Origin of the sequence: Cupriavidus metallidurans CH34 (assembly GCF_000196015.1) — a bacterium.
Lineage (GTDB): Bacteria > Pseudomonadota > Gammaproteobacteria > Burkholderiales > Burkholderiaceae > Cupriavidus > Cupriavidus metallidurans.
The window spans coordinates 60,372-76,451 of record NC_007972.2 but is presented as its reverse complement, the minus strand read 5'-3'; the positions used below and the strand labels follow the sequence as shown (position 1 = coordinate 76,451).

Annotated in this window: 13 protein-coding genes; 10 read left to right on the top strand and 3 right to left on the bottom strand. The window is 60.9% G+C overall.

What is annotated here, in order from left to right:
• Window positions 1-8: 8 nt before the first annotated feature.
• Together RMET_RS31235 and RMET_RS31230 are read right to left on the bottom strand one after the other, a co-directional pair.
• The gene (locus RMET_RS31235; RefSeq protein ID WP_011239957.1) at window positions 9-647 is read right to left on the bottom strand and encodes a hypothetical protein; all 639 of its coding nucleotides are present in this window, start codon (window positions 645-647) and stop codon (window positions 9-11) included.
• Window positions 634-1,200, bottom strand: coding sequence for a hypothetical protein (locus RMET_RS31230; protein ID WP_011239958.1), 567 nt, complete (start codon window positions 1,198-1,200; stop codon window positions 634-636). The genes RMET_RS31235 and RMET_RS31230 overlap by 14 nt, the downstream gene beginning before the upstream one ends.
• Before the next feature lie 649 nt (window positions 1,201-1,849).
• Between RMET_RS31230 and RMET_RS34060 the strand changes: the two genes are divergently transcribed.
• From RMET_RS34060 to RMET_RS31165, 10 genes are all read left to right on the top strand, one after another.
• Window positions 1,850-2,158 (top strand): DUF7696 family protein, encoded by a 309-nt coding sequence (locus tag RMET_RS34060; RefSeq protein ID WP_035822786.1) that lies wholly within the window; start codon window positions 1,850-1,852, stop codon window positions 2,156-2,158.
• Window positions 2,107-3,423 carry a recombination directionality factor gene (locus RMET_RS31215; RefSeq protein ID WP_011239959.1) on the top strand — a complete coding sequence of 439 codons (1,317 nt, stop codon included), beginning with the start codon at window positions 2,107-2,109 and terminating at the stop codon, window positions 3,421-3,423. Before RMET_RS34060 ends, RMET_RS31215 begins: the two co-directional genes overlap by 52 nt.
• Before the next feature lie 96 nt (window positions 3,424-3,519).
• On the top strand, window positions 3,520-4,968 hold the full coding sequence (locus tag RMET_RS31210) for a metallophosphoesterase family protein (protein ID WP_011239960.1): 1,449 nt from the start codon (window positions 3,520-3,522) through the stop codon (window positions 4,966-4,968).
• Between the two features lie 178 nt (window positions 4,969-5,146).
• The gene (locus tag RMET_RS31205) at window positions 5,147-5,662 is read left to right on the top strand and encodes a hypothetical protein (protein ID WP_011514882.1); all 516 of its coding nucleotides are present in this window, start codon (window positions 5,147-5,149) and stop codon (window positions 5,660-5,662) included.
• Window positions 5,650-7,974, top strand: coding sequence for a sbcc family protein (locus tag RMET_RS31200; protein WP_011239961.1), 2,325 nt, complete (start codon window positions 5,650-5,652; stop codon window positions 7,972-7,974). The genes RMET_RS31205 and RMET_RS31200 overlap by 13 nt, the downstream gene beginning before the upstream one ends.
• Window positions 7,975-8,265: 291 nt before the next feature.
• A complete protein-coding gene (locus RMET_RS31190; RefSeq protein ID WP_011239962.1) occupies window positions 8,266-8,550 on the top strand; it encodes a hypothetical protein in 285 nt (94 codons plus the stop codon).
• A gap of 107 nt (window positions 8,551-8,657) precedes the next feature.
• Window positions 8,658-10,427 carry a phosphoadenosine phosphosulfate reductase domain-containing protein gene (locus RMET_RS31185; protein ID WP_029310261.1) on the top strand — a complete coding sequence of 590 codons (1,770 nt, stop codon included), beginning with the start codon at window positions 8,658-8,660 and terminating at the stop codon, window positions 10,425-10,427.
• 136 nt (window positions 10,428-10,563) lie between these two features.
• Window positions 10,564-10,935: a hypothetical protein gene (locus RMET_RS31180; protein WP_017510401.1), complete on the top strand. Its 372-nt coding sequence runs from the start codon at window positions 10,564-10,566 to the stop codon at window positions 10,933-10,935.
• A gap of 435 nt (window positions 10,936-11,370) precedes the next feature.
• Window positions 11,371-11,757, top strand: a complete 387-nt coding sequence (locus tag RMET_RS31965; protein WP_198162178.1) for a DUF3304 domain-containing protein — start codon at window positions 11,371-11,373, stop codon at window positions 11,755-11,757.
• A gap of 211 nt (window positions 11,758-11,968) precedes the next feature.
• Window positions 11,969-14,908, top strand: a complete 2,940-nt coding sequence (locus RMET_RS31165) for a Tn3 family transposase (RefSeq protein ID WP_011239964.1) — start codon at window positions 11,969-11,971, stop codon at window positions 14,906-14,908.
• Window positions 14,909-14,998: 90 nt separating this feature from the next.
• Here RMET_RS31165 and cnrT read toward each other — a convergent pair whose 3' ends face one another.
• The gene (gene cnrT, locus RMET_RS31160; protein ID WP_011239965.1) at window positions 14,999-16,054 is read right to left on the bottom strand and encodes a nickel diffusion facilitator CnrT; all 1,056 of its coding nucleotides are present in this window, start codon (window positions 16,052-16,054) and stop codon (window positions 14,999-15,001) included.
• Window positions 16,055-16,080: the final 26 nt, after the last annotated feature.

The following is a 16,080-nucleotide window of genomic DNA, read 5'->3' as shown; positions in this document are numbered from 1 at the left end:
ACGCTCTCTTAGAACAGTTTGATTTCGCGGTTGGGGGCGGCTTGCGGCGATACGGCTGGACGGGCGATCTGCGCAGGCACGACGGGCGCTGCGGCTTTCGCCGGCGCGGAGGCCGCCGCTGCAGGCGCTGCAGGCGCGGGGGCTGGCTTCGGGGCGGGCGCAATCGGTTTGACAGGTTCCTGCGAAGGCAGGGTGATTCTCGGGGTGTCAGCTGCTGCCGCCAGTGGCGCCGCGCCAGATGCCGGCGTTGGGCTTGTGACATTGTTCGCATCGCCGCGCACGGGCCATTCGTGCGAATGCGGTTCGGGCTCTGCCTGGGAAGCCGCAGACGGCCCTGCTTCCGACGCGGTGACGGCTGCGGCGGGCCCGTCCGAGCTATGGGTACGGGCGTCGCGCTTGCCCATGGAACTGCCAATGAGGAACATTGCGGCGGCGCCCACGACGAAGACGGCTGCCCACAACGCACGCGGAGGCACGGACAAGTTTCCACCGGCGGGAGCCGATGCTTCCTTACCAAAGCCGCCACTATTATCGTTGCCAAGCCACAACGGCGGCGTCGACGAGCGTGCCGGTGAGGGCGAGATGTCGATGGTCAGGGCGGGTTGGGCGTACTGAGCATGCAGCTGCTCGATCTCACGCATGTCCATGGTTCTGGCTCCGGGAAGAGTTGAGGAGGGTGCCGTCCGGAGCGAACTTGTCGGTGTCCGGGATGCAGAGTTGCTGGATGGCCTTGATTCGCTTGGCGGCCACTGCCGTCGTGTTCTCGCGCGCGTCAGCCGGGATGGATTCGCAGTTCAGGCCGTAGAGGGTTTCCGCGAAGAGCCTGTCGTATTGCATCAGCAGCCGGAGAAGGCGACCGGCAAACGAATGCGACACCTGCACTTCCCGCGACTCGTAAAACAGCGGGATCTCGACCTGATCCTTGTTTCCGATCCACTCCAAGGCTTTGGCGTACCACGCTTCCGCGTCTCGGAATGCCTCGTCAAGTGCCTTGACCTTACCGCCGCGCGCGACGACAAATTTGGACGAGCAAAAGTAAAAATGCGCGTCCAGGAAGTCCCGAGCGAACTTTGAGCAGTACTCGTGGTTGGTTGCGGATGCCGTTGCCGGTGTCAGTCGGCTGAGGCGTTCCTCACTGTTCAGGCGCTCGATGGGCCTGAGCCCGGTAGCGGGCTTCTTGGGTGGATCCTGTTCGGCCATTTGTCCATGTTTTCGGATGCTCTCTCACTCGGAATTGTCGGACAAGAACGGACACCACATGACTTCGAAAGCTACGCGAAATAGCCGAGCATTCGTCAGTTTTGAAAGAAAGTCCTGTGCCACAATGCTTTCACACCTAGCGTCATCGACGCATCGACTCTGACTCCTGGCGAGTCCATCTCTTTGTTCAAGTCGTGCATTTGCGCACGCGCCGACTGGTTGGCTACCAGTGTGGATATCTCTTGTGCTAAGTGTTTTCGCCGAACACTTCCCCTCATCAGCTCGTAATACGCGTTCTCGCTGTGCCTCTTCATGAGCGCACGCTGGACACCGTTCGAGCCTGGGACCATGTGGAGCTCTCTCAAAGGCCCCTCCTAGGCAGAACGGCAGACGTCGAGCCGATCCGTGAACCTGCGGCCGAACCTGTGGGTTCGCGAAAAGGGTTGTTGTGCAGCGTGACCATGCTGCACGAGGGCGACTTTACGTCCTCAACATTGAGCCGCGCGCACTAGTGCGCCGCTCCCCGAGTGCCACGCCCCCGGAAGGGGCGTGGCAGTTCGGGTTCCTGACATCAAAGCTCGCTGCCGGCGCAAACCGGGGCGGGCTTTTTTTGTTTCTGGTGAGAGACCTCGATCTTCAGGAGAAGCTCATGCACCAGAACGCCGAGATTTCCGCCGCGATCGCGGCAACGCTGAATTTGCGCCGTCCCGAGTACAGGGACATGCCGCAGGCTTGGCGATCCCTTTGTGAGGCGGCATATGTCGCCAGTCTTCCGGAAGTCGCACAGAACGACTTTCTTAATCGCGTAACGACCCAGCGCGGGGCCGACACAGCCCTGCGCCTTCGGGAGCATGCTGCGTCCATCCGGGCCAACGTCGTTCGTTTCCTCGACAGGAGAAAGAACGCATGCATGCACCCATCACCTACAGCGAGCCCGGCGGACGCCGAAGCCTGCTAGAAGAGCGGCCCATGCGGCCGCCCATCATTGGCAAGATCCGACCCGGCATCAAGGTCCTCACCAAAGCTGCGCGCGACAAGCTCGAAGCCGTGAAGATCCACGATGCTGGTCTCGCGCGGGGCGACAGCTTCGAGCGCATCGAAGGCGATATCACGCGGGCGACAGGCATCAAGACGCCGCTCGTGCCGAAAAACGTTCCCTGGTTCACCTGCCGTGCATCTGACTTCGCCAACCCGGCGTTGGCCGAAGACATCGTCCAACGCTACGGCGAAGATCGCAACGACGGCAACGGACATCGCCTCTGGCGTTTTCCCGTGGTCTTCGCGTTCGACGACTGGCTGAGCAACATGCCCAACCAGCTCGTTGCATGGACGAAGAGCGGCAGGCAGTACTTCTCGGAATATGGCCGTGACGGCAGGCGCTACTGCAAGATGTACGCACCTCCGGTGCGCGATGAGCGCGCCAATCGTGCCAAGCGCACCTGGGGCGGTCGCACCGTCATCCTGAGGCAGGACAATGATATTCAGGATGGATTGTGCGATCCGCAGGAATGTCCCCAGTACCAAGGCGGCCATTGCAACCTGTCTGCGAGCTTCTTCTTCGCGATTCCGCATATCTCCGGACTCGGGCTCATCGAAATGCCCACCACCTCGATTTACGTCCTGCAAAAAGCCCACGCGGCTATGCAGACCGTGGCAATGGCGCGAGGGCGGCTCGTAGGCGCCAAGTTCTGGATGTCCAAGCAAGAGCTTGAGATCAGCCGCATCGATGACACCGGCAAGCCGGTGCGGCAGATGCAGTGGCTGATCACGCTCGACGCCGAAATCGATATCGCGGCATTGCTTGATGGCTCGGATCGGCGCCCGCCGGCATTGGAGATGGCAGAACAGGCCGTTTCCATGCTGGAAGGGGATAGGGAGGTTCGGCCCGACCACGGGTCGGTCGATGACGGCACCATCGAGGCGCCGCAGACCGGTACGTCGGAAAGCGGCGTAGTTCAGTCCGCGGGTTCGGTGCCCCCATCCGATACGGCGGGTACTGAGGACCTGGAGAGCGAGTATCTCGATCTCGTGAAGCGCCTTGGGCTCAATAGCGAGGACGGCGCCCGCCAGTTGAAAGCTTATGCAGCGGCGACCTTCGGGCGCGGCTGGTCCAAGCGGGAACAGGATGTGCGGGGGTTCTTGGCTCAACTTCGCACTGCGCTGACCAAGCCCGCTGCCTTCCGTGAACACGTAGCGGCTATCGCCGCTGACGTCGCTACATAACTATCGCCAGCCTTGTGCCGGCAGTTGAGGGGAGCCCATGGGCTTCCCTTTCTTCTTTCTTGCCGCATGCCGGCACATTCCCTTGGAGGTTCCACAATGCTCGAAGATGGCGAAAGCCTGTTGGCTGCGCATTTCTCTGATTTGCACTACTCCCCTGGTCATTTGGCCGAGGCAGATCGTTGCTTTGGCTTTGCGGTGGAGGACGCGATCGCAAATCGTTGCCGGGTTGCCGTGGTGTCGGGCGACTCGACCGACCACCGGTTGGATGCCCACACGCCGGCGCTCTCCGCGCTGGCGCGACGCATTCACCAGCTATCCGTGCACATGCCTGTGGTGATGCTTCAAGGCACCTTCAGCCACGAGCCCCCAGGCACGCTGGATCTGTTCCGACTGATCGGCGCAAGCTTCCCGGTATACGTTGCAGACCGGATTCACCAGGTCGCGCTCGTTGGCCGGACATTCATTCCGAGCGATGGCGCGATCTTCAGCCATGCGGAAATGGACAAGCTGCTGACCCAGCAAGGGCTACCAGACGTCGTCTTCACCTGCGTACCCACGGTCAACAAGGCGGTGCTGGCGGCCGCGGCCGGCGTGGCAAACGCCGCGACGGCGGTTGGCGACCACCTGGCTGACTATCTGGCTGCCGCGGGCACTGTGAATCGTCAATGGCGCTCACACGGCGTCCGTACGATCGGCGTTTCCCACGGCACCGTCAACGGTTGCCAGACGGAGCACGGCGTGCCGATGGCCGGACTCGACCACGAGTTCACTATCGGGGCACTGTTCGAGGCTCACTGCGACGCGTTCATGCTCGGCCACATTCACCGTGCCCAGCAGTGGGAACGTGAGGGCAGGGTGGTGGCCTATCCCGGGTCTATCGGACGGTTCCACTACGGCGAAATCGGCGCGAAAGGCTATCTTCAGTGGCAGGTATCTCCGGGGGAGGCAGTGGCTATCCCGGTGAAGACACCCGCGAGCGAGACCGTCTGCATCGACTTCGACGGGCCGCCTGACATGGCAAAACTTGCCGAGATGGCCGCGGACGCAGCGCACAAGTTCGTGCGGGTGCGGTGGACGGTCAATGAGGAGCATCGCCAACTGGTCGATCGCGAAGCCATCGAGGCGCTTTTTGTCGGCAGTGCCGAGGTCAAGCTGGAAGCACGTGTCCTGCCGGCTGTTCGCAGCCGCGCTGAAGGCATCAGCCGGGCGGCCACTTTGTCCGCAAAGCTGGGACGTTGGTGCGAACTGACCGGTGTCGATGCAAATCCGTTGCTGGACAGTCTGTCGATGCTCCAAAACCTCGAGGCCCAGGCGATAGCCGATCAGGTGCTGGCTGGCCTTGATGAAATGTCCATGCCCGTTACGCAGAAGGTCGGCGCCGTAGAAGCTGTTGCGCCACCGTTCGTTGCGAAGCTGACGGACATGGAGCTCGAGGAACCGAGCGCCGCACCCGAGGCATTCCCGGTCGCGGCGGCGGAGCCAGTAGCGCCCATTGCCACTGCGTCAGCACCGATGAACTGGCTGACCGACGATCTTTTTGCGTAGCAATACGCCAATCCCTAGAACATGCGAAAGCCATGTTCCGACAGCCCGCGAGGCTGTCGAAATCTGGTTTTACCGGCGCCACCGGCGCATCGACCCAGCAGTATCCATTTCCTTCTTTACTTACCCAGACGGGTGCTTCCCGTCCGGGGCGCACTCCGTCATATCCCTGGAGTGCAAGATGATTCTTTACCACGCAGGCCCCGAGTGGCTTTTTGTCGAGGAAACCTTTATCAACCGCTCGGACATGGCCAAGCGCCTCTGCGAGCAGCACGGCTTTACGCCGTGCACGATGTATGAGCCGTTCGGCCCCGGCCGCGGCGCCGTGATCGCCAAGCGCGACCACATGCTAGTGATGGCCTTGGGTGAGGCGGGTGGCAACACCTTCTTCGCCGTAGCCCCGTCCAAGGAACTGCAGGACTTGATCTGGTCGTTCTCCAACGGCCTGGCATCACAGTGGAGCGAGCAGGAACTGCGCGCCCTCACTGGCGAGCAGGATTGGGACGCCGTGATGAAGCTTGCTGGCAAGCAGTTTTCCGCTGCGCGACGCTCAGTCGAGCGCGCCATCGAGGGCAAGCCGGAACAGGATCGCCCTGTGCTGGCCGAGATGCCCGACTATTCGGACGACGCGATGGAAGTGCCGCCCGACTATCTCCATTCTTTCACCGGCCTGGAGGTGTCCGAATGCGCCCACTGAAGCTGACGCTTTCCGGATTCCACGGGATCCGAGACGGCATGCATCGGGATAGCGTCACGGTGGATCTGTCGACGCTGCCGGTCGGCCTGATTGCCCTTGTCGGCCCCAACGGGGCTGGGAAGACAACGATCATGGACAACCTGCATCCGTTTCCCGTCATGCCAAGCCACGCCAGCAAGATGTCGGCCGACGCGTTCTCGTACTGGGACCATCTCTGCGCCCCGCGCGCGGAAAAGGACCTCGAATGGGAGCACGGCGGCAAGACCTACCGCTCCGCGTTCGCGTTTCGCAATCCGGGCAAGAGCCGCAAGGCCGAGTACTACCTGTTTGAGAAAGACGCCGCGGGTGAGTGGAAGCCTGTGCAGTTGGCAGACGGCACGCTTTCGGACGGCAAGGCGGATACCTACAACCGGTGTCTCGAAGCCGTCCTCGGGTCTCCAGAGGCGTTCTTCACGAGCGTGTTTTCTGCCCAAAACAGGCGGCCCCTCGCGAGCTATCAGCCCGGCGAGATCAAGAAGCTGCTCGCCGAGTTGCTGGGGATCGATCACTTGCGTGACCTGTCTGCGAAGGCGGGCGAGGTGGCCAAGCTGCTGACCCGCTCGCTCGACACCCTGCAGCGCGACGTGCTGACCCTAACGGGCAAGCGTGATCGTGCCGCGGTGGTGGCTCGGGAGATCTGGCAGATAGGCGAAAGCCTGGATGCGGAGCGCAATGCTCGTGACGGTGAGAGTGCAAATGCAGCCAAGCTGCTGCAGGAGCGCGCGACGCTGGCGGCGAAGCAAGCCGCCAATGCCGGTACCGAAGCGCGGTTGCGGGAACTGAACCAGCGCAAGGGCGAATTGGACCAGCGTGCGGCATCGCTGGCCAGCGACGAGCAGGCCGCTTCGGGACGTGTCCTGACACGCCGGAGCGATCTGGATCGGCAGGTGGCAGGCCATCGCGCGGTACTGGCGGAGGCCGCTGACATTGAGGCGGCGTCTGGCCAGCGTGACGTTCTGCAGATGGCTATTGGCCGAAGGCAGGAGGAAATTGTCAGCCAGCGCGCTATCGTGGAGAAGCTCGATGCAGTCCAGGTCGAGCATGCAGCGCTCAGTACCGAGTTGAAGGGCCTGGAACAGCAAGGCATTGCCGGCGCGAAGTTGGCCGATTCCTTGAAACTGCAAGCCGAGGTCATTGAAACGGTGCCATGCCGTGAGGATCCCATGCACGCGAACTGTCCGTTGCTGGCACAGGCTCGTACAGCAAAAGCGAGGCTTGGAGAGCAGGTGGTGTCGGTCAAAGCACTGCGTGAAAGCTATCGAAAGAAGCAGGAACAGGTGCAATCGATGCAAGGCCCGCTATCCGAGCGAGCCACGGCACGTGCTGCCTTGTCGGCATTGGAGGCCCACCTGGTTCGCGATCAGCAACTGCTGCAGCGACTCACAGCGATGGCCGCCAAGAAGCCACTGCTGGATGCCGCGCGCGAAGGACTGGCACACGCCGAACGGGACCTGACAGCGCTGGCCGAGGAGGATGCTTCACGCGTAGCGCGCCAGAAGCGCGATATCGCGGACGTGCAATTCCAAGTCGCTGCGGTCTGTCGGGAACTGGCGACGCTGGCCACGGAAGACGTGACCGGCATGCTTGCCAAGATGGACCGCCAGATCGCAGCCAGCCGGGAGGCTGTCGCTGCGATCGCCGGCCGGATCGAAGCATTGATTCGGCAGGAGAGCATGTTGGTGGCCGAGCGTGAGCGTCTTGAGGTCGAGCTTGCTGGTATGCCGGCAATCGAGGCCAAGGTCCAGGCGCTGTCCGACCAGATTGCGCAATGGAAGCTGCTCGCGAAAGGCCTTGGCAACGATGGTGTGATCGCGTTGTCCATTGATGACGCGGGACCCGCCATCACGCAGATCGTCAATGACTTGCTTTTGGCTTGCTATGGACCGCGATTCACCATCGCGATCCAGACGCAGACAGCGCTGGCCAGCGGTGAGCTGCGTGAGGGCTTTTCCCTCAACGTGATTGACGCTGACAACGACACCACAAAGGAGTTTGGTGTGATGTCAGGGGGACAGAAAGTCTGGATCAACGAGTGCCTGACGCGCGGAATCGCCCTCTATCGGGCGCAGGACGCGCAGCAGCCTTTCCAAACACTGTTCACTGACGAGGCGGATGGTCCGTTGGATCCGGAGCGTAAGCGCGCCTTCATGAAGATGAAGCGGGAGGTGCTGCGGATCGGTGGCTATCAGCGGGAGTTCTATATTTCGCAGACTCCTGACCTGGTCGACGACGCCGACGGCGTCATCGATGTCGTTGCGCTGGCGCTCCAGTAGATCGGCGCCATTCATTAACCGTATGCCCGCTTCCCGAAAGGGAGCGGGCTTTTCTTTTGTCTCCAATGGCCATCGAATGTCATGAAGATATTTTTGCCCAACTCCGAGCCGATGGCATCGAGAGCTACTGCCAACAGATTTGTGGCGGCGGCAATTGCGGCACTGGACCCGTTTGCCAGTACGGCATCGACGCCGAAACCGAAATGCCGGTCGGATTTTATCCCCTTCCGAAGGGCTGCCTTTGAGCTCTCCTGATCCGTTAATCACACAGGCGTAGCCCTGTTACTAGTCATGTCAAAAGTGTTCGTCACGGCCGAAGTGGCCGAAAAGTTGTTGCCAAGGCGCCGCAAGGTCCACACATTCATCCGTATATTCGGATGGCAGGGGGCCGATGTGGATCGCGAGAAACTTCTCGAGGTGTTCCACGCTGCGAAAAGCGTGGAGGTGTCGCAGGACGCCGCGTGCTTTGACCACTATCTTGCCGTCAAGATCGACGGCATGGTGACGTACGTCGAGACCAATTTGAAGGCGCTCGCGAAATTCGGTTTGCTGCCCCCTAACCGCAAGCTGGTTTGAGCGAAGTCGCTCCAGCACGTCTCATAACGCCTGCGTCATCGCAGGCTTCTTTCCTTCCAACCCAACGGGACCAGCGCCCGTTGGGCGTTGGTCCATTCAGGACCATCATGGAAACCATTTCATTATTTCCCCAAGGCGCTTTCGAGCCGATCGAGAAGAAGATCGACAACGCCCTCGCGATAATCACCGCTCTGTTGCACGCACGGCATCCCATTGTCGTTGCGTTCAGCGGCGGCAAAGATAGCAGTGTCGTAGCGGCATTGGTGTTGCACGCTGCGATGCTTTATCGCGCGGCAGGTGGCACGCCGATCATTGTTGCGACGACGGGCGACACCCTCGTGGAATCGCCAGAGGTCTCGCATCATTACCGGGCGGAGTTGCGCCGGATGCATCAGTACGGCAGGGATCACGACTTCAAGGTTATCGTCAAGGTGGTTCAACCGTCCATGGCCGCAACCTTTCAGTTGAAAGTGTTATCCGGCCGGGCCTTGCCAAGCTTTCCTGGGACGCACGGCGATTGCAGTACCGACCTGAAGATCAGTCCGCAGCGGGCGTTCCGACGAAAGCTATTCCGAGACCTTGCGGCGAAAGGTCTACCACCTCCGGTAACTTGCCTAGGAACGCGGTATGACGAGAGCGCCAGGCGGGCGGCGGCGATGCGTTCTCGAGGGGAGTCGGATCATGCGGCCATGCAGAACAAGGATGGCGACTGGGTTGTCAGCCCGATCGCACGGTGGTCCGACGACGATGTCTGGGAGGCGGTCGCCCTCTATGGGTCCGGTGCTTTGCCGGGCTTTTCGGATTTCGAAGAGATGCGCCGGATTTATGCGCATTCGGTTGGCACCAGCTGCGCCGTAGTGGCCGACGCGATCCTCGATGGAGCGGCAAGAAAGCAGGGCAGGTGCGGCGCCCGTCTCGGATGTCACGTGTGCCAAATGGCGGAGGACAAGAGCCTCGCCAACATGATCGCATTCGACGAACGCTATGCCTATGCTCGTGGCCTGCATCGGCTCAACTGCTTCATTCGAGCTACGCGCCATGACTGGGAGCGTCGACACTGGATTGGCCGGACAATTCGAGGCGGCTATATCAAAATCCAGCCTGACACGTATCATCCGGCGATGCTGCGGCAGTTGACTCGTTTCATGCTGCAGCTGGACTTCGATGAAGAGCGACGAGCGGCAGCTGCGGGTGACGCGCCGAAGTTCCGGCTGCTGCCAGTCGACCTGATGATAGCCGTTGATGCGATGCAGTCTCTGAACGGCGTGGCAAGGCCCTTTGCGGCTTGGGCCGATCTGCGCGACATTCGTGCGCGAGGGATACGATACGACATTCCGGATGTGCCTGAAGTCGCGCCGACGCCTATTCCGACCGCGCGATTTCTTCACGTAGGGGACGGTTGGGATGAGTCGGCCCCGTGCGCGGATTGGACTGGTCTGCGTGACCCGATGCGAGAATCTCTCACCGAGGGGAGTTGCTGTGCGCCAGCGATCGTCACGACGTCCGACGGTCGTGCGGTACTGGATCTCCCCACAGAGCAGCAATTCGATGTCGATGCCGAATCGGCTGCATTCATTGTTGACTTCGAAGTCGAGCGCCTGCTGGCGATGCATGACGCGGGCAACCGACCTGGGTCTATCACGGCGGGGTACCGCTGGTACCTGCATTTTGGATGTCTCACGCTATCGCATTCGCAGAAGGTAGAGCACGATGACATTGCGAGGCGCACCGCCTTCAAGGACCGACTGGGATTGACGGACGCTTATGATGTCCGAGACGTACTGGCCCGCTCTGTGCCCCCCGAGGCACTGCCGGGCAGGGCGCGCGAAGCGTGGGGAAACCACGCGATCAAGCAGGCCCAGTTGGCCCTGTGTTGATGTAAGAGAAGCCCCGACTCATCGAGAGTCGGGGCTCTTTTTTTTTGTTGACGTATCGTGCAAAGAGCGTTGTTTTTCTCAGTTGCACAGCCACCACGGATCTCGGCACAATTACGTTACTCACCCCAAACAGCTTATGCATATTCCCGAGGTACTTTCCGTGGAGACGCAGGTCTTGCGCGTGGCGGTCTCCACGCCGGTAGCTGTCGGCTGCCTGCTTGCATGGGTGCTTTTTCGATATGTACGGTTGCGCCGGCTGCGAAGACTACAGGCGGAAAGGAACGAGCGGGAGAGGAAAGTCTTGGCGGTGCTGCTCGACCCTCTGCGTCTGGTCTCGCTGACCCTGGGAGAGGCAGTCGATTTGCTGGGAGACCGCTATCAGTTTTGGATGCTCGACTACGGGCGCTGTGAGGCCCGATGGCAGATTGGCAGGATAGAGGTGTGCGCAGGATTCGACTACCAAGGTGGGCCCATCACCGACATGCAAGTAAACATGCTGCCGAGATAGTCCAGGGAAACCAGGACGAGGCGTGCCGATCATACCGGCTCTTTCGAGATCGATCTTAGGTAGACGTCAATGAGACATGGGAGCAGCGGTATTGGGCGGTTTGTGTCGTGGGAGCAGACGCTGGTCGACGTACTGATACTCGTCGGCATCGTGATCGCCTTGTTCGCGCTTGTGTGGTTGATCGACTACGGCTGGGGGATCTCCTCCCGGTTCGTCAAGAGCTTTTCGGCTTGGAGGAAAGGCCGTGCAATTCGACGAAGGAAAAGCCGGCAAGCGAGAGAGGAGCGGGCGCGTAAGCGCTGGCATCAGTAGCGCCCAGGTTAGGGTCATGTGCTATGCGTTGGCGGACGCGGCCGCTGTGCGCGTCGAATAGATAGGAATTAACGGCCTATGAAGTCGCCACGAGTTAACGGATTTGCAAATTTCCTCGGAGCCGTGCTGTTTGGGCTTCTGGTGTTGGCGATATCGCCTGGCGCCGCGGCGGGCACGGTTTCGGGCGTTGATGACCGGATGCCTCCGATTACCCCCCACAATCGCCTGCCGGCCAACATGAGCGGGCTGACCATCGTCGGCTACAACTACACGGATACTTACATCGGCAGTTTTACCGTCAACGGGGCCGGCGGCGGCAACATCGAGGTTTCGTCAAAGACTTCTGGCGGTGGCGGTGGCGTGTGCTGTGCCGCCATCCCAGCCGGCGCTGCACTACCGATTACGATCGATATCGCTTGGAAACGGGATGGGCGCGTGCCTTGGTGCAGGCAGAGCGCCGTTCTAGATGGCCCGGTGCCCGCCGATCCGCAGTATCTGGGGTGCCCTTGATTGTGCTGCAGTTTGCCGGGATAGCGACCCCAAGCACTCATGCGGGTTTCCGGGCAGAGACGAACACGATAGTCATGTAAATCAATGAGTTGCTGACTCATGATTTTCAGTTTCGCAAGTGGCTTGAGAGCCTCTTAGTCGGCGTCTCGTTGCGTCTCGGTCTTCTTGCCGCTAATCTCGGCGGTCCGTCTACTGCTTGGGAGCAAGCGCGATGGATCACTGGCAACTGGCGTATCTCGGCATGCGGCAGATGCCGCGCGAGCTCAGCGAGTTCGAGCTTGCGACATTCTTCACCTTCTCCCCCAAAGAGCGCGCGCTGATCGACGCGCGGCGCAGTCACCTGTATCGGCTGGCCTGTGCCGTCCATATCGGTTTTGTCCGTATGACGGGGCGCACCCTTGACGCCTCCAAGCAGGTGCCGAAATTTCTCTGGGCTTATGTGGGCGCCCAACTCGGCATCGCTCCGCCGGATATGGGCACACTGAGCGCCCTGTATGACGGACGCACCGACACACTGGTAGACCATCAGATGCTCGCCTATCAGGCGCTTGGTTTCAGCCCGATGGCAGAGCATCAGCGCCGCTACGTGACGCGTTGGCTCAAGGAGCGATTGGCTGGACAACCCAATCGCAGTGACATGCTGCACGAGCTGAAGCGGTGGCTGTACGAGCATCGTGTTCTGATTCCGCATGATCGTGCGCTGAAACGCCTCATCAGCCAGGCAGTGGAGATCTCCGAGGCTTCATTGACCGACGCGTTAGTGCTCGCCTATGGGGAAGCATCGCTTGATGCGTGGGGCGCCTTGCTACCTCGCCCGGAAGGCAATCAATCGAGTCTGCAGCAATGGCTGTGGGCTGTTCCCTTGCGAAGCTCCACGCATCAAATGGGGGAGCTGTTTGACAAGATCGAGCGGCTGTACAAGTTGGGCATCCAACATCGCTGGCCGGCGGTCTGCAACGAGGCGGTGGTGCGGCACTACGCGAGACGTTGCGCGAATCGACCGCCCTCGGTCAGCAAACGCGTGGTGCAACAATCCCGCCGCCTGGAGTCCGCTTGCTTTTTGCGCTATGCCTTGTGTGCTGCCACGGACCAGATGTCGTCCATGCTGCGCCACTGGATTCGCAAATCCGTCAACGATGCCGGACGACTCATTGACGCTGGCCGACCGGATCCAGACACTAAGCTGCGAGAATTTGCTTCTGCCGTCAAAGGGCTCATCGCTGACGACACGCTCACGCGTGAAGCGCTCTGCCAACATTTGGATGCGTTGGCGGACGCCGCAACCAGCCAGCAGCACCTGCGAACCCGTGCCGGCATGATTCGCGAGCAACTCTTGTCGAGGCATCGGGTTGCCAGAGCCATGTTGGCCAGGATAGTCCGACTTCCATTCGCCACGCAGTCCGCCCATCCCGCGATAGAGGCAATGGAGGTTTTGCGCAATCTCTATGCACGAAGGGCCGACTGGCTACCAAATCGGGGGACTGTGCGTTTCGGGCGAGCCTGGCAGCCAATACTGGAGGGGCAGGACCGTAGGCGAGCGCTGGCCGCCTTCGAATGGGGAACGCTGTTTGCGCTGCGCGTGGCGCTACGTAATGGCTCGGTATTCCTGGATCACAGCTTCGCCTTCCGCAGCCAGGCCACCATGCTGATATCCGGCCAGGATTGGCAGGCGCGGCGCAACCACTTCTATGGCCATCTCAAACTGCCGCAGGACGCCAACGCATTTTTGGAACCTGTTGTCGCGCATCTGGACGCGGGGCTAGCCCGACTGCGCGATGCGGCCGCGCGGGGCGAACTGAAGATCGATAGTGCCATCCATTTAGAACCGCTCAAGGCGAACCGGCCCGAGACTTCGGTTGACGCCCTGCGGCGTGCACTGTTTGACCGGCATCCAGAAGGACAATTACCCGAGATCCTTCTGGAAATCGATAGCCACACTCATTTCAGTTGGATGCTGCTGGGCAGAGAGCCTTATTCCCGCAGTGAGTTGCTCATGGTCTACGCCGCAGTGCTCGCGCACGGAACGTCGATGTCTGCGGCAGATCTCTCCCGCATGGTGCCGGAACTCTCATCAAGCGCGATTCGCCAGATGATGCAACGTATCGCGGACGAACGGAAGCTGCGAAAATCCGCTGATGCAGTGCTTGTCTTCATGCATCAGCATCCCATCGCCACGCATTGGGGTCGCGCCGACTTGGCCTCATCGGACATGATGTCGCTCGAGACGACGCGCTCGGTCTGGCAAGCGCGGACTGACCCGCGTCGACGTACCGCGTCGATTGGGATGTACACCCATGTCCGCGATCGATGGGGCATCTTCTACGACCAGCCGATCCTCTTGAATGAGAGACAAGCGGGTGCCGCCATCGAGGGCGTGATTCGTCAGAATGGCGGGGAAGACGTCACGCAACTCGCCGTCGATACCCACGGCTACACCGACTTCGCCATGAGTCTGTCACGGTTGCTGGGCTTCGATCTCTGCCCGCGGCTCTCCCATCTGCGTGATCGCCGGTTGCATGTCCCCAAAGGCTATGCGGTTCCGTCAGAACTGGCCGCGGTCGCGGACGCGGATGTTCGGCTGGTGTTGATCGAAATTGCCTGGGATGAACTGGTCCGGATCGCGGCGTCGGTCCAGACCGGCCAATGCACGGCGGTGCAGGCATTGACACGTTTCGGCGCGGCGGCACGGGGCCAACACGTCTATGAGGCAGGCGTGCATCTGGGAAGGCTATTCCGTACGATCTTCCTCGTCGACTATTTCACCAACTCCGCGTTCCGCCAAGAGATGCAGCATGCCCTGAATCGCGGTGAAGCTGTGCATACCGTGCAGCGGGCCATCCATTACGGAAAAATTCCCTTGGAGTTGGCTCGACACGATGCGTCCCTGGCAGCGGTCTCGTCCTCGTTGACGCTGCTGACCAATGCCGTGATGGCTTGGAACACACTGCACATGCAGCACGCCCTGGAGGCGATAGAAGCTCTCGGCGGCGAATCCATGCGTGCCGAGGACCTACGGCAGATCGCACCGACTCGGCTGGAAGGCATCAACTTACGCGGTACTTTCGATTTCCCGATTGCGCGCTACGCGCATCGACTACTTCCGAGTGCCACGACCGCGCAGACGTTAGCGACGACATGGCGTACCGGATGACCCAACGAGCCTATTCGGCTGAGTCGTCGGGATGTCGAGAGCCTCTTACCTATAGAGGCCTTTGCCAGGCAGAACCGAGGCAAAGCAACTCTAGTGAGAATGGCGATGATGCACGTCCGGGTAGTGTGGATGCTTGTGCACCATCACCTCGTGCCGATGCCAATGCCTGTGGGGTTCCTTCCCATCCCATGGGAAGTCATGCTCATGCTGATGGTGTTCGTCGTGCCGATGCGAGTGGCTATGCTCCAGTGGCTCATGGGTATGCTCATGCTCGTGCCTCTCTCGCAGATGTAACCACACACCCAAGGCCATCAAAGCCAAAGCCGCCCAGAATGCGAAGCCTGGCACCTCAGGCCAGATCGCAAACGCAAGCAGGACGCCAAATAATGGGGCGACAGAGAAATATGCCCCGGTTCGCGCAGTGCCCAACAGCCGCAGCGCCACCACAAACAAGGCGAGGCTTACACCGTATCCGGCGAATCCGATGATCAGCGCTGCCGCCGCAGTACTGACCGATGGAAACACCGCCCCATGCGTCAAGGCGAGGGTGGTGTTGCATAGCCCAGCGACAAGCCCCTTCAGGCAGGCGACGAGCAGCGCGTCATTGCTGGAGACCTTGCGGGTCAGGTTGTTATCTACGGCCCAGCACAGGCAGGCACCCACGATAAGCAGCGCACCGGTTGACATCTGCAGGCTGCCCGGCTGCCAAGACAGCAGAAGGCCACCGGCCACGATCGCGATCATCCCCAGGACAATCTGGCGGTCAGCATTCTCCTTGAACACCACCCAGGCGATGACGGCCGTGAACACACCCTCCACGTTCAGCAGCAGGGATGCCGAAGCGGCATTGGTTGAGACGAGCCCGGTCATCAGCAACGCTGGCCCCGCTACGCCGCCAGCGAGGATGGCGCCGATCAGCCACGGCACTTCCCCTCGCGGAATACCCACGTCATCATTTCCTGGGTCAGGCGTGATCCAGGCTCTTCGGATTGCGAGCACAAGCGCCAGTCCGATGCCACTGCCAAGATAGAGCAAGCCCGCCAACAGGAGTGGGGCAACGGAACCGGTTAGCGCCTTGGCCAGCGGCGTGCTAGCTCCGAAAAGCAGAGCGGCCAGTAATGCCGGAGATGCGGTACGAATAGACATGGGAAATCAAGGATCAAGGCGCAGTG

Excerpts from the sequence above, each read along its gene's own strand:
- RMET_RS31235 (WP_011239957.1), bottom strand. The coding sequence starts at position 647 with ATGGACATGCGTGAGATCGAGCAGCTGCATGCTCAGTACGCCCAACCC.
- RMET_RS31230 (WP_011239958.1), bottom strand. The coding sequence starts at position 1,200 with ATGGCCGAACAGGATCCACCCAAGAAGCCCGCTACCGGGCTCAGGCCC.
- RMET_RS34060 (WP_035822786.1), top strand. The coding sequence starts at position 1,850 with ATGCACCAGAACGCCGAGATTTCCGCCGCGATCGCGGCAACGCTGAAT.
- RMET_RS31215 (WP_011239959.1), top strand. The coding sequence starts at position 2,107 with ATGCATGCACCCATCACCTACAGCGAGCCCGGCGGACGCCGAAGCCTG.
- RMET_RS31210 (WP_011239960.1), top strand. The coding sequence starts at position 3,520 with ATGCTCGAAGATGGCGAAAGCCTGTTGGCTGCGCATTTCTCTGATTTG.
- RMET_RS31205 (WP_011514882.1), top strand. The coding sequence starts at position 5,147 with ATGATTCTTTACCACGCAGGCCCCGAGTGGCTTTTTGTCGAGGAAACC.
- RMET_RS31200 (WP_011239961.1), top strand. The coding sequence starts at position 5,650 with ATGCGCCCACTGAAGCTGACGCTTTCCGGATTCCACGGGATCCGAGAC.
- RMET_RS31190 (WP_011239962.1), top strand. The coding sequence starts at position 8,266 with ATGTCAAAAGTGTTCGTCACGGCCGAAGTGGCCGAAAAGTTGTTGCCA.
- RMET_RS31185 (WP_029310261.1), top strand. The coding sequence starts at position 8,658 with ATGGAAACCATTTCATTATTTCCCCAAGGCGCTTTCGAGCCGATCGAG.
- RMET_RS31180 (WP_017510401.1), top strand. The coding sequence starts at position 10,564 with ATGCATATTCCCGAGGTACTTTCCGTGGAGACGCAGGTCTTGCGCGTG.
- RMET_RS31165 (WP_011239964.1), top strand. The coding sequence starts at position 11,969 with ATGGATCACTGGCAACTGGCGTATCTCGGCATGCGGCAGATGCCGCGC.
- cnrT (WP_011239965.1), bottom strand. The coding sequence starts at position 16,054 with ATGTCTATTCGTACCGCATCTCCGGCATTACTGGCCGCTCTGCTTTTC.